Genomic DNA, 12,686 nt, shown 5'->3' with positions numbered 1-12,686 from the left:
TGAGACAACGTTGCATCACCGTTGCATCATCGTGATCCAGATCACGAACACGTTCGGCGCCGGAAACGACAAAACCCCCGCCGAACAACGGCGGGGGTTTCGTCAGTCAGCTGGAGCGAGGCCTACTCGGCTTCGGTGGTCTCCTCGACGGCGGCCGGCTCGGCGGCAGCGGCCTCGTCCTCGACCGGGATCAGCGAGATCTTGCCGCGGTTGTCGATATCGGCGATCTCCACGCGCAGCTTGTCGCCGACGTTGACCACGTCTTCGACCTTGGCGACGCGCTTGCCGCTGCCCAGCTTGGAGATGTGCACCAGACCGTCGCGGCCCGGCAGGAGCGAGACGAACGCACCGAAGGCGGTGGTCTTGACGACCGTGCCGAGGAAGCGCTCGCCGACCTTGGGCAGCTGCGGGTTGGCGATGGCGTTGATCATGTCGATCGCGGCCTGGGCCGACGGCCCATCGGTCGCACCGACGAACACGGTGCCGTCATCCTCGATGGAGATGTTGGCGCCGGTTTCCTCGGTGATCTGGTTGATCATCTTGCCCTTGGGCCCGATGACCTCGCCGATCTTGTCGACCGGGATCTTGATGGCCGTCACGCGCGGGGCGTAGGGGCTCATCTCGTCCGGATCGGTGATGGCCTCGGCCATCACATCCAGGATGGTGGTGCGGGCGTCGTGCGCCTGGTTCAGCGCACCGGCGAGCACCTGCGAGGGGATGCCGTCGAGCTTGGTGTCGAGCTGCAGGGCGGTGACGAAGTCACGGGTACCCGCGACCTTGAAGTCCATGTCGCCGAAGGCATCCTCGGCGCCGAGGATGTCGGTGAGCGCGACGTAGCGGACCTCGTCCTCACCCTTGTCGTTGGTGATGGTGTCGGAGACCAGGCCCATGGCGATACCCGCGACCGGTGCCTTCAGCGGCACACCGGCGTTGAGCAGCGACAGCGTCGAGGCACAGACCGAACCCATCGAGGTGGAGCCGTTGGAGCTCAGCGCCTCCGAGACCTGACGGATGGCGTAGGGGAACTCCTCCTGCGAAGGCAGCACCGGCATCAGCGCACGCTCGGCGAGCGCGCCGTGGCCGATCTCGCGACGCTTCGGCGAACCGACGCGACCGGTCTCGCCGGTGGAGAACGGCGGGAAGTTGTAGTGGTGCATGTAGCGCTTGGAGGTCTCCGGGCCGAGCGAGTCGACCTGCTGCGCCATCTTCACCATGTCGAGGGTGGTGACACCCATGATCTGGGTCTCGCCACGCTCGAAGATCGCCGAACCGTGGGCGCGCGGGATCACGTCGACCTCGGCGGAGAGCTGACGGATGTCGGCCAGGCCGCGGCCGTCGATGCGGAAACCGTCGGTGAGGATGCGCTGACGCACCAGCTTCTTGGTGACCGAGCGGAACGCGGCACCCAGTTCCTTCTCGCGACCGACGAAGTCATCACCCAGACGGGCGAGCACCTCGGCCTTGATCTCGTCGATGCGGGCCTCGCGGGCCTGCTTGTCGGCGATGCTCAGCGCCTGGTTCAGCTCGACCTTCGAGGTGCCCTCGACAGCCTCGAACACGTCGGGGCCGTACGGCGGGAAGAGCGGGAACTCCTGGGTCGGCTTGGCGGCCAGCGCGGCCAGGTCGGCCTGGGCGCGGACCAGACGCGCGATGAACGGCTTGGCGGCTTCGAGACCCTCGGCCACCACGGCCTCGGTCGGGGCCTGCGCACCGTCTTCGATCAGCGCGATGACCTTGTCGGTGGCCTCGGCCTCGACCATCATGATGGCGACGTCGCCGGTGTCGGTGACGCGGCCCGCGACGACCATGTCGAACACGGCGCCTTCGAGCTGCTCGACGGTCGGGAACGCGACCCACTGGCCACCGATGAGGGCGACGCGGACGCCACCGATCGGGCCGGAGAACGGGATGCCGGACAGCTGAGTCGACGCCGAGGCGGCGTTGATGGCCACCACGTCGTAGAGGTCGGCCGGGTTGAGGCTCAGGACCGTGACGACGACCTGGATCTCGTTGCGCAGACCGTCGATGAAGGTCGGGCGCAGCGGCCGGTCGATCAGGCGGCAGGTCAGGATCGCGTCGGTGGAGGGGCGGCCCTCACGACGGAAGAACGAGCCGGGGATGCGACCCGCGGCGTACATGCGCTCTTCGACATCGACCGTCAGCGGGAAGAAGTCGAACTGGTCCTTGGGGTACTTGCCTGCGGTGGTCGCCGACAGCAGCATGGTCTCGTCGTCGAGGTAGGCGGCGACGGAACCCGCGGCCTGCTTGGCCAGACGGCCGGTCTCGAAGCGGATGGTGCGGGTGCCGAAGCTACCGTTGTCGATCAGCGCGACCGACTCGAAAACTCCGGGCTCGACCTCGACCGCAGTCGAAGGGCGTTCAGTTGTCTGCGTCATATTCTCTTCTCTCGACCTCTCGTCTCGCTGGTCGCGCTGCCGTTTCCAGGCGTACTTTGTCCCCTGGTGGGCGCGAACCCAGCTGTCGTCAGCCGTACCGGACACGGACACGTGGAAACCCTCCTGGCGTCCACGCGCAGCACCCGGCCGTATCCCCTTGGAAGCGGCGACGCGGAGGCGGTCATCGATCGAAGCCCGACGGCGGCGAGACAAACGCCTGCCGAAAGGCCACTACCGAAGACCGACGCCACGCGGACGAATGCATACGGCTGTCACATGTTGTAATGCAGCCGGGAACCCGATGGTCCCCGAATACACGAATAGCCAACGAGAAGAAGTGTACTTCTTCCCGTTGGCCAGGTGTCGACCGCCTCGACGAGGAGGCGTGTCTGATTCAGATCAGCGACGCAGACCCAAGCGCTCGATGAGCGAGCGGTAGCGGTTGATGTCGTTGGCCTGCAGGTACTTCGACAGGCGGCGACGACGACCGATCAGGGCCAGCAGGCCGTGACGGGTGTGGTGATCGTGCTTGTGCTGCTTCAGGTGCTCGGTCAGGTCCGAGATCCGCTTCGACAGCAGCGCGATCTGCGCCTCCGGCGAGCCGGTGTCGGTGGGGTGCAGGCCGTATTCGGCGAGAATTGCCGACTTCTGCTCAGTGGTCAGCGCCATGTGGCTCGACTCCTATTTTCAGTTCCGCGCTCGAAGGTCCGGTTACCCGGGATGGGCGCCACCGCGGACCGCAGCAAACCCGAGGAGCCACTTTACTCGACACGTGGTGGCGAGGTGAATCCGGGCTCAGGCGTCGGCGGCGGTGAGGATTTTGCGCGCGGCCTCGACATCGCGGCCCATGGCCTCGACCAGATCGTCGATGGAGTCGAATTTGCGCATCCCGCGCAATTGTTCGACGAAATCGACACCGACATGCTGGCCGTAGAGGTCGGCCTCACCGTCGAGAACGAACGCTTCGACGGTGCGGGAGCGGCCGGAGAACGTGGGGTTGGTGCCGACCGAGATCGCGGCCATCGCGCGCTCACCGGGTGCGGCCCGACCGATGGTCGGGCCCGACCCGAGCACGGTGAACCAGCCCGCGTACACCCCGTCGGCCGGGATAGCGGCGTGCATCGGCGGGGCGACGTTGGCGGTCGGGAAGCCGAGCCCGCGACCACGGCCGTCGCCGTGCACGACGACACCCTCGACACGATGCGGGCGCCCGAGCGCCTCGGCCGCCGCGGCCATATCGCCCGCGTCGACACAGGCGCGGATATAGGTGGAGGAGAAAGTGACGGCGTGTTCGCCGAGCAGGGTCACCCCGTCGACCTCGAAGCCGAACCGCGCACCGAGGTCGCGCATCGTGTCGACGGTGCCCGCGGCCTTCTTGCCGAAGGTGAAGTTGTCGCCGACCACGACCTCGGTGACATGCAGACGTTCCACCAGCAGGTCGTGCACGTACTCGGACGGGGTGAGCTTCATGAAATCCTGCGTGAACGGCATCACGCAGAACACGTCGATCCCGAGTTCGGCGGCCAGCTCCGCGCGGCGGGTCAGCGTGGTGAGCTGTGCGGGATGCGAACCGGGTCGCACCACTTCCATCGGGTGCGGATCGAAGGTCATCAGAACCGAGGGAACCCCACGCTTGCCCGCCGCGGCGACCGCGCGGCTGATCAGCTGCGCGTGCCCCCGATGTACCCCGTCGAACACGCCGATCGTGAGAACGCAACGCCCCCAGTCCGCGGGCACGTCGTCGAGACTTCGCCATCTCTGCACAGAGCGAAGCCTACGCAAAGCGGTGCCCGAACAGAATTCCGGTCTGACCGGATCACCGGTGCGCGCCGTGCCGGTTCGCCGATGTGTCATTCCGGCCAGGGATGCCTAACATTGGTGATGTGCCAGCTAAACGAGATGTCGCGACCCGTAGCGCGCTGACGCAGCCCGCCGAGCAGGCCGAACTCGCCGCCACCATCGCGCCCGAACTATCGGCGGTGGCACAGGATTATCTGAAGGTCATCTGGACCGCCCAGGAGTGGTCGCAGGAGAAGGTGTCGACCAAGCTGCTGGCCGAGCGGATCGGCGTGTCGGCTTCGACGGTGTCGGAGGCGGTGCGCAAGCTCACCGATCAGGGACTGGTCGAACACGCCCGCTACGGCGCGATCACCCTGACCGAACACGGCCGTCGCGCCGCGGTCGCGATGGTGCGCAGGCACCGCCTGATCGAGACGTTCCTGGTGAACGAACTCGGCTACGGCTGGGACGAGGTGCACGACGAGGCCGAGGTCCTCGAACACGCCGTCTCGGACCTGCTCATGACCCGCATCGACGCGAAACTCGGCTACCCCGACCGCGACCCACACGGCGACCCCATCCCCTCCGCCGACGGCGCCGTCCCCACTCCCCCCGCCCGCCAGCTCAGCGACTTCGCCGCGGGCGAATTCGGCCGGGTGGCCCGCATCTCCGATTCCGACCCCGCCATGCTGCGCTATTTCGACTCCGTCGGCATCGCCCTCGACACCACGATCGAGGTAGCCGAACGCCGCGATTTCGCCGGCACCATCGCCGTCCGCATCGCCTCGGCCGAAACCCCTACCGAGCTGGGAACACTTGCCGCCGAAGCCATTTGGCTCACGGCGTAGTTCCCTGGATCAGCAGTTGAAGTAGGTGCGGAGGCGGTCCGGTACGCCGTCGGCGGAGGCCTTGGACCAGCAAGTGTCATGGGGGAACCTGACGTAGGTGGTCCAGGTTCCTGATGTGCGGGTGATGAGGCGCTGGTTGTCGCCGGGGGTATCCCAGCGGATGACAGCCCACTGCCCGTCGCAGTCCGGGATGGTCGCGGTGGGTCCTGGATCGACGCCGAGTTCGGATTCGATGGTGGATTCGGCGCAGGCAGGGGCTGGTTCGGGTGCAGTGTCCTGGAAGCGCAGTTGGCCGGTGGCCGTGCCACCCGGGGTGACCAGGAACAGTGTGTGCATGCCCTCGGGGACCGGATTCGTTCCCGAGGGCGCGGTCATCCCGAAGCGATAGCAACCGATTTCGGTGATGAAGGCCGCCCGGCCCTGCTCGTCGGTGACACCGTCGCGGCGCACCGTTTCCACCGTTTCTCCGACGGGGATGTCGTTGCTCGACGGATCGCACGGCTGCTGCAGCGAAAGGTGAACCGGCACACCGGGAACGGGGATGCCGGACAGGGTCACGGTGCGCAGGACGACAGTGCCGGTCGCGGGTTCGGGTGGCCTCGCGGTCACCGCGGGGGCAGTGGAGGCACCCACGGAATTCGACGGTCCGACCGGAGAAGCGGCGACCGGCGGCCCGGCCTGGGTGACCGCTGGAGCGGCGCTGGGAGTGGCGAGCGATTTCGGCGCGGCGATCGTGGTCGTCGGACGCGGCGATCCCTGCCCCTGCGGATCACCGCTGCCACAGCCCGCGAGCACCACCGTCACACCGGCGACGACACCGATCCAGGTCTTCCTGATCGCAGTCATGGTCTGCCCCTCCGCCGCGAAAGCTGTATATCTTCGCTATCGCCTGTTTCGGACAGGGCGTTAGCCGCGCGTCCAGTGCCACTGACAGCCGGCGTCACCGACGACTCCACGGATTCGGTGGGCGCGGCTCAGCTCGCGTGCCCGTCGAGCACACGCAGCGTGACCGATTCGGCCACCGGTTGCCGGAATTCGGTGAACAGGGCAGCGACGAGCTCACCACGACTGGTGACGCCCGTCTTGTCGAAGATGGACTTCACATGGTCGCGCACGGTGTGGGCGGAGACCAGCAGGTGCCGGGCGATGGCGGCCGTGGACAGTCCCGCCGCGATGAGTTCGGTGACCTCGAGTTCGCGCCGGGTCAGTTCATAGGCCGCGACGACGAGGGCGGCGACGTCCGACGGGGTCGCGTGTTGGATCACCAGCGCCGTCGTACTCGGTTCGCCGTTCGAGTCACGCAGGCACGAGGCGTGGCAGACGAGCCACTGCCCGGTCAGCGTGCGAATGCGGATGCGGGCGCTGTCGCCGGTGAGCCGCGCGCGGCCCGCCGTACTGAGAATCCAGACAGGCAACGGCAATTCGAGGCCGGAGTCGGTCGTCGTGGCCGGGCCGGGCGGCATCAGCGCGAGCAGCGCACGTGCTTCGTCGTTGACCGAGAGCAATGCGCCGTCGGCGCCGAACAGCAGCAGGCCGGGCGCGTGGATGCCGTCCGAGCCCGCGGTCGCCGGTCGCGCGAAGCCTCGCAGCCGACGCGCCATCGGGGCCGACAGTGCCTGCAGCACAGCGATATCGGCGGCGGCGAACGCCTTCCTGCCGCGTTCCCGGAACAGACTCACCTGCCCCCAGCCTTGCCCGTCCACCCGGAGCACGGCCCGCAACTCGTCACCGAAACCACGCGGCCGCATGAAGTTTCGATACAGCGGGCTCAGTGTCGGCCGGTCGCCTGTCACCGCGCGCAATCCGGCGACCGGTACCGGTGCCAGCGCGAGATCGCGGAACAAGTTGACGTGCTCGGCGAACAGCTCCGACTCCCAGTAGATCCCGCAGCCACCCTCGTGCAGGTTCTCCACCCGCACCGGCGCGGTGGTGAGCCCATTGACCGGATCGGTGGCCACCCACACCGCGGCGTCGAATCCCACCGTCCGGCGCAACCGGGTAGAGGTCTGCGCGAACAACTCGTGCGCGTCCTGCGCGGCCGCGATCCCGGTCAGCAGGGCGGTCATCGAGGGCGAAGCCGAGGCGGTCATGCACCCCATTGTCATCGGGTTCCGCACTCGGGGCCATCCCGCAATCGAGGGGGAAGCGGGGATTCGGTGGGCGCATCCCGCAAACGTGGGATTTCGCAGCGGTCCGCGCACGCCCACGCTGATCGAGGGGCGTGCACGACAATCGGCTACCCGTCGTCACGCCGTCGAATGAGCTTGTGCGGCAATGCCGTCTGACGTCAGGAGTCGATATGCGAATCGGGATCATCGGTGCGGGAGTTGCCGCGGTCGGACTGCTCGACGCGCTCGCGTCCGCCGACCGGGAACCGGGCACGATCACGGTGTTCGAGGGGACGTCGGCGCTGTGGCGCGGCCGTGCCTACCAGCACGACGTGCCCGCTGTGCGGGTGAACGCCCCGCCGGGGTTGATGTCGGTCCGGGCGAACGATCGTGGGCATTTCGAGCGGTGGGTGATGCAGCACCCGGATGCGGTGCGCTTCCTGGACCATGGGCTGGGACAGCCGATCGTGCCCCGCGCGATGTACGGGGAGTACCTGGAACAATCGGCGCGGGCGTCGATCGACCGGTTGCGCCGCGACGGATGGCAGGTCAGCGTCGTGAACGACCGGGTGAGCGGCCTCGCCCCAGAGCAGCCGGTGGTATTGCGCACCGAGGGCGGGTCGACGCATCCGGTAGATCGCGTGGTGCTCTGTGTCGGCAGCGGCCGCCCCCGTGACCAGTACGGGCTGACCGGCGCACCCGGCTACATCGACGAGCCGTATCCACTGGCGCACACCCTCACCGAGGTGGACCCCGAGGCTCGGGTAGCCGTGATCGGCAGCGGCCTGACCGCCGTCGACATCACCGCGGCGCTGAGCGCGAACGGCCATCGAGGTCCGATCACGTTGTTGTCGCGCAGCGGCATCCTGCCGTTCGTCCAGCAACGTCCACGACCACTCACACCCCGATACCTCACCCCGGCCGCCGCGCTCGACCTGGCAGCACGCGGTCCGGTCGAGTTCGCCGACGTGGTCGCGCTGCTGCGGGCCGAACTGGCTGACCTGGGTGAGGATTTCGACGAGTTCGCCGCCGAGATCCGCGCCACCGGCACCGAGGACCCGACGCACCGACTGCGCCGCCAGCTCACCGATGTCGATTCCACACTGCTCGGCCGGCGTCTGCTCACCATGGCGATTCGCACGATGGGCCCGATCCTGTGGCCCGCCATGAACGACGGCGACCGGACGATGTTGCGCACCGATCATCACCGCACGATCAGCAGCCTCAGCTCACCGATGGTCCCGCACAACGCGCAGATCCTGCTGCGCCTGCTGGATTCGGGTCAGGTCAGGTTGCGAACCGGAATCACCACGATCACCGCGGACAACACCGCGTTCACGGTGACCGACGAAGCCACCTGGCCGGCAGACGTCGTGATCAACGCCGTGAACCCACCCGCCTACGTCACCCCACAGGACACCGAAACACTGATGGCACGCCTACTCGACGACGGCACAGCGGAATTCGCACCCACCGGTGGCCTGCGCACCGAACCACGTACCCGCGCACTGCACACCGACACCTGGCGCGTCCTCGGCAACCTGGCAGCGGATTCGATGTTCATCGCCACGAATCCACCCGGCCTCGCCGCCGAAGCGGCGATGCTGGCCGAGCACCTGACGAAGGAATCCGGAACTCCGACGAGAGGCAGCGTCCGCGACGATGAGCATCTGACCTCTGCCAGCGGCGAATTCGCGGCCAAGGACCCTGACCGCGCCCGGTCACGGTAGCCCGAAGCGGGAATCGCCCGTCGCCGCATCGGCAGGCGACAGGCTCACCGGTCAGTCGCCGATTCCCCTCGGGCGCACCACCATGACAGAGCCCGCGCGTTTGCCGCTCTCCTCGAGAAGTGCGATGGCCCGGCCCCGTGGGTCGATGGCGGCGTAGACGCCCTTGATACCGACAGGTTCGAGCCAGCGACCGGTGCGCAGGTCGGTGGCCTGCGATTCGTCGATGTCGCGGAGCGGGAAGGCGGTACGGACGGCGGTGTCGATATCGAGGCTGAGCAGGGGCTGCTCGGCTTCGGCGGCCGCCGCGAGTTCTTCGAGGGTGCGGGCGTGTTCGAGGGTGAAGGGACCAACCCTGGTGCGGCGCAAGGCTGTCAGGTGACCACCCACGCCGAGGGCCGCGCCCAGGTCGCGAGCCAGGGCGCGGATGTAGGTGCCGGAGGTGCATTCGACCGCGACGTCGAGATCGACGAATTCGCCGTCGGCGATGTCGCGGCGGGCGAGAACCTCGAAGCGCGACACCGTCACCGGGCGGGCGGCCAGTTGCACCTCCTCGCCGGCACGCACGCGCGCGTAGGCACGTTCACCGTCGACCTTGATGGCGCTCACCGTGGCGGGAACCTGCTCGATGTCACCGGTCAGCGCCGCGACACCGGCCGCGATCTCGTCGTCGGTGACGTGCAACGCGGAGGTGGTCTCGATGACGTCACCCTCGGCGTCGTCGGTGTTCGTGGCCTGACCGAGGCGGATCGTCGCGGTGTAGGCCTTGGTGGTGAGGAGCAGCTGACCGAGCAGTTTGGTGGCCCGCTCCACCCCGAGCACCAGCACACCGGTGGCCATCGGGTCGAGGGTGCCCGCGTGACCGACCTTCTTGGTCTGCAACAGCTTCCGGCTGCGCGCCACGACATCGTGGCTGGTGAGCCCGCTGTCCTTGTCGACGATCACGAGACCGCCGAGCTCGCCGACCCGCGACACCCGTGCCGCCATCAGACGTGCGCGATCGCGGTCAGGATCAGCCCGTCGGCGATCAGCCAGGTGCCGTCGAACTCTGTCAGCGCGGCGCCGCCGTCGTTCGTCAGGCCGGGCACGAGCAGCTTCGTGTGGAAAGTACCCGAGCCCGAATCGTCTGTGCGGGAGTCGATCTCGAAGGTGATATGCGCGTCCTCGAAACCGAGCCAGCGCAATGTCAGCGGGAACCAGGCCTTGTAGGTGGCCTCTTTGGCGCAGAACAGCAGCCGATCCAGGTGCAGGCCCTCGCCGGGCGTGTCGGACAGCCACTCGCGTTCGGCGGGCAGACTGACCGAATCGAGCACGCCTTCGGGCAGGGTGTCGTGCGGTTCGGCGTCGATGCCGACCGAACGGAAACGCAGCGCGTGCGCCATCGCCGCGGCACGATAGCCGTCGCAATGGGTGAGGCTGCCGACGATGCCGCGCGGGAACAGCGGCATTCCGCGCTCCCCCTTGCCGATCGCGACGGGCGGCTCACCGAGCTGTTCGAGGGCGAGGCGAGCACAGTGCCGGGCACCGATGAAATCGCGGCGGCGCTTCTCCACGGATTTGGCGATGAGGTGCTCCTCGGCCGGATGCGCCGTCATGTCCTCCGGAAACACCAGCAACTCCGCCGAAGCCACACTCCTCGGCAATATCCTCTCCAGCAAGTGCTGTTCCGCCTCTCCGCGTATTTTGGCCAGATCTAGGCGCTGGTCGTTCAGCGTTGGCGTCTGGTGGTACCGGGATGGGCGAGTTTGCTCGTGCCCGGTGAGTTACCAATGTTCTTACGAAATCAGGCGGCTTGTCTTCTTGCAAATTTGCTGGTCAGATGCCTCGTCTGCGTTCGGCTTTTTCGCGCATCTCCGCTGCTGCGGCTTCCATCTCCGGGGTTACCTTGAAGTGGCCGCCCCAGGCGTTCAGGTCGCCTTCGGCGTAGACCGGGTCGGGCAGGATCTGGCGCAGGAGCGGGTTCGGCATACCTCGGCGTTTCCATTCGCGGGGGTAGCCGAGGGACACCTCTTCGAAGCGGACGCCGTCGTAGTAGGTGGTGCGGGGGATGTGGAGGTGGCCGTAGACCGAGCAGACCACGTTGTAGCTGGTGTGCCAGTCGGCGGTCAGGTCGGTGCCGCACCACAGCGAGAACTCCGGGTAGAACAGGATGTCGGTGGGCTGGCGGACCAAGGGGAAGTGGTTGATCATCACCAGCGGGGTTTCCGGGGGCAGCGCGTCGAGGCGGCGCTGGGTGTACTGGACGCGGGCGTGGCACCAGGCATCGCGGGTGAGGTACGGGTCCGGGGTCAGCAGGAACTCGTCGGTGGCGACGACATTGCGTTCGCGCGCCAGCGCCAAACCCTCCGCCTTGGTTTTCGTGCCCGCCGGTCGCCACGAGTAGTCGTAGAGCAGGAACATCGGCGCCAGGGTGACCCGGCCGCCATATTTCTCGGCACCCGAACCCGTCCACACCGGGAACGGGTCCTCCGGGGTGACGACATCGAGGTCACGGCACATCGCCACCAGATAGTCGTAGCGGGCGGCGCCGTGCATCTGCACCGGGTCCTTCGGCGTGGTCCACAGCTCGTGGTTGCCCGGCACCCAGATGACCTTGGCGAAGCGGCCGCGCAACAACTCCAGCGCCCACCGCACCTCCTCGGCCTTCTCCCCCACATCACCGGCGACGATCAACCAGTCCTCGGGCGAATCGGGAACGATCTGTTCCACCACAGGCTTGTTCCCCTGATGCCCCACATGCACATCGCTGACCGCCATCAACTTCGGAATCACCTGTCCACAGTGGCACACGCACCGCCGGGCAGTTCGCCGCCGGTCCGTTCCGGTCGGTCAGCGGCGACCGAGCACCGTGAACGAGGTGGCGACCGCACGCCATGCCAGGGCACGATGCAGCGGCTAGGGTTTTCCTGATAGCGTTGCGTCACTTCAATTTCGGGGGATCTTGTGTTGCTGGCAAAAGGGGGCAATCGTGTGCTGTCCGGCGGACGGGTCGAGGTTCACCTCGGCCTGCTGAACGGCCCGCTTCCGCAGCTGTTCGCGGTGTGCCTCGACGACACCGGTCGACTGCGCGCAGGGCCTGACCTGGTCGTCCCCAGCGAACGCTCGGCCGACGGCGCGGTCGAGGTCGTGGATGGTGCGGTGCGGATCGACCCCACCCGGGTCGACCCCGGAATCGCACGGGTGGTCGCCGTCGTCAGCGCGGGTGACCGCGGGTTCGCGGGCACCGAGATCCGGACCGTCGTGCGCGACGATGGCGAGGAGATCGTCGCGGTGAGCAGTGGATTCTCCGCCGAGAAGCTGGTCATGGCGGTCGAGCTGTATCGCCATCAGGGGCGATGGAAGATTCGACACCTCGGCGAAGGCTATGCGAACGGGATCGTCGGCCTCGCGCACGACATCGGACTCTCGCTGCCGACGCCGCCTGACCCCGGCAATGGATCGGCCGACGAGACGACCGGTTCAGCACACGACTTCGGCCGCCCGCGTACTCCCGGACCAGCTGGAGCGCCCGCGCCGACCGGCGGCGACGAATCGCTGAGTCCGGGTAGTCGGATCGCCGGTGTCCTGATGGGTCTCGCGATCTTGCTGTTCTTCGGTGCCCTCGCGCTCATCAGCCTCCCCGAGTCCGGAGATTCCGCGGTCAAATGCGGCACCGAGGTGATGGATGCCGACGACGTCTGCGTCACCGACCACACACTCCGCCATACCCGGGACGAACAGGCGGATATCAACGAGCGCGGCGACTTCCTCGGGCTCTTCTGCTTCGTCCCGCTCGCCCTGGTCGGGGCCGCGATCATCTACGGCTCGGTGAAGAAGGATCCCGACTAG

The 12,686-nt window shown here is 67.5% G+C and carries 11 protein-coding genes; 3 read left to right on the top strand and 8 right to left on the bottom strand.

The window, feature by feature from the left end:
* Window positions 1-122: 122 nt before the first annotated feature.
* The 3 genes from ACFWPX_RS19565 to ACFWPX_RS19555 all read right to left on the bottom strand — a co-directional run bounded on the left by ACFWPX_RS19565 (window position 123) and on the right by ACFWPX_RS19555 (window position 4,160).
* Window positions 123-2,396: a polyribonucleotide nucleotidyltransferase gene (locus tag ACFWPX_RS19565; protein ID WP_378928590.1), complete on the bottom strand. Its 2,274-nt coding sequence runs from the start codon at window positions 2,394-2,396 to the stop codon at window positions 123-125.
* Between the two features lie 399 nt (window positions 2,397-2,795).
* Window positions 2,796-3,065 (bottom strand): 30S ribosomal protein S15, encoded by a 270-nt coding sequence (gene rpsO, locus ACFWPX_RS19560; protein ID WP_056811493.1) that lies wholly within the window; start codon window positions 3,063-3,065, stop codon window positions 2,796-2,798.
* A gap of 126 nt (window positions 3,066-3,191) precedes the next feature.
* Window positions 3,192-4,160, bottom strand: a complete 969-nt coding sequence (locus ACFWPX_RS19555; protein WP_378912284.1) for a bifunctional riboflavin kinase/FAD synthetase — start codon at window positions 4,158-4,160, stop codon at window positions 3,192-3,194.
* A gap of 101 nt (window positions 4,161-4,261) precedes the next feature.
* Between ACFWPX_RS19555 and ACFWPX_RS19550 the strand changes: the two genes are divergently transcribed.
* Complete coding sequence (locus ACFWPX_RS19550) at window positions 4,262-5,023, top strand: metal-dependent transcriptional regulator (protein WP_378928589.1); 762 nt, start codon at window positions 4,262-4,264, stop codon at window positions 5,021-5,023.
* Between the two features lie 9 nt (window positions 5,024-5,032).
* Here ACFWPX_RS19550 and ACFWPX_RS19545 read toward each other — a convergent pair whose 3' ends face one another.
* Together ACFWPX_RS19545 and ACFWPX_RS19540 are read right to left on the bottom strand one after the other, a co-directional pair.
* Entirely contained in the window at window positions 5,033-5,869 is an 837-nt protein-coding gene (locus ACFWPX_RS19545; protein WP_378928588.1) for a hypothetical protein, read from the bottom strand.
* Window positions 5,870-5,997: 128 nt separating this feature from the next.
* Window positions 5,998-7,113, bottom strand: a complete 1,116-nt coding sequence (locus tag ACFWPX_RS19540) for a LuxR C-terminal-related transcriptional regulator (protein WP_378928587.1) — start codon at window positions 7,111-7,113, stop codon at window positions 5,998-6,000.
* A 209-nt stretch (window positions 7,114-7,322) separates the two neighbouring features.
* On the opposite strand from ACFWPX_RS19540, the gene ACFWPX_RS19535 reads away from it, so the two are divergent.
* The gene (locus ACFWPX_RS19535; RefSeq protein ID WP_378928586.1) at window positions 7,323-8,861 is read left to right on the top strand and encodes an FAD/NAD(P)-binding protein; all 1,539 of its coding nucleotides are present in this window, start codon (window positions 7,323-7,325) and stop codon (window positions 8,859-8,861) included.
* Between the two features lie 51 nt (window positions 8,862-8,912).
* Here the strand turns inward: ACFWPX_RS19535 and truB are convergent, their stop codons facing one another.
* The 3 genes from truB to ACFWPX_RS19520 form a co-directional block, all read right to left on the bottom strand.
* Entirely contained in the window at window positions 8,913-9,845 is a 933-nt protein-coding gene (gene truB, locus ACFWPX_RS19530) for a tRNA pseudouridine(55) synthase TruB (protein ID WP_378928585.1), read from the bottom strand.
* Window positions 9,845-10,516 (bottom strand): 4'-phosphopantetheinyl transferase Npt, encoded by a 672-nt coding sequence (npt, locus tag ACFWPX_RS19525; protein WP_378912290.1) that lies wholly within the window; start codon window positions 10,514-10,516, stop codon window positions 9,845-9,847. Before npt ends, truB begins: the two co-directional genes overlap by 1 nt.
* 157 nt (window positions 10,517-10,673) lie before the next feature.
* Window positions 10,674-11,630, bottom strand: a complete 957-nt coding sequence (locus ACFWPX_RS19520; RefSeq protein ID WP_378928584.1) for a metallophosphoesterase family protein — start codon at window positions 11,628-11,630, stop codon at window positions 10,674-10,676.
* A 174-nt stretch (window positions 11,631-11,804) separates the two neighbouring features.
* On the opposite strand from ACFWPX_RS19520, the gene ACFWPX_RS19515 reads away from it, so the two are divergent.
* Complete coding sequence (locus ACFWPX_RS19515) at window positions 11,805-12,686, top strand: TerD family protein (protein ID WP_378928582.1); 882 nt, start codon at window positions 11,805-11,807, stop codon at window positions 12,684-12,686.

Origin of the sequence: Nocardia sp. NPDC058518 (assembly GCF_042719655.1) — a bacterium.
Classification (GTDB): Bacteria; Actinomycetota; Actinomycetes; order Mycobacteriales; family Mycobacteriaceae; genus Nocardia.
The sequence above is the reverse complement of the archived record's forward strand: the minus strand, read 5'-3'. Positions and strand labels throughout refer to the sequence as shown.

What these genes read in the sequence shown, in the direction of transcription:
- ACFWPX_RS19545 (WP_378928588.1), bottom strand. Translation starts at nt 5,869, where the DNA reads ATGACTGCGATCAGGAAGACCTGGATCGGTGTCGTCGCCGGTGTGACG.
- rpsO (WP_056811493.1), bottom strand. Translation starts at nt 3,065, where the DNA reads ATGGCGCTGACCACTGAGCAGAAGTCGGCAATTCTCGCCGAATACGGC.
- ACFWPX_RS19535 (WP_378928586.1), top strand. Translation starts at nt 7,323, where the DNA reads ATGCGAATCGGGATCATCGGTGCGGGAGTTGCCGCGGTCGGACTGCTC.
- truB (WP_378928585.1), bottom strand. Translation starts at nt 9,845, where the DNA reads ATGGCGGCACGGGTGTCGCGGGTCGGCGAGCTCGGCGGTCTCGTGATC.
- ACFWPX_RS19550 (WP_378928589.1), top strand. Translation starts at nt 4,262, where the DNA reads ATGCCTAACATTGGTGATGTGCCAGCTAAACGAGATGTCGCGACCCGT.
- ACFWPX_RS19540 (WP_378928587.1), bottom strand. Translation starts at nt 7,113, where the DNA reads ATGACCGCCTCGGCTTCGCCCTCGATGACCGCCCTGCTGACCGGGATC.
- ACFWPX_RS19565 (WP_378928590.1), bottom strand. Translation starts at nt 2,396, where the DNA reads ATGACGCAGACAACTGAACGCCCTTCGACTGCGGTCGAGGTCGAGCCC.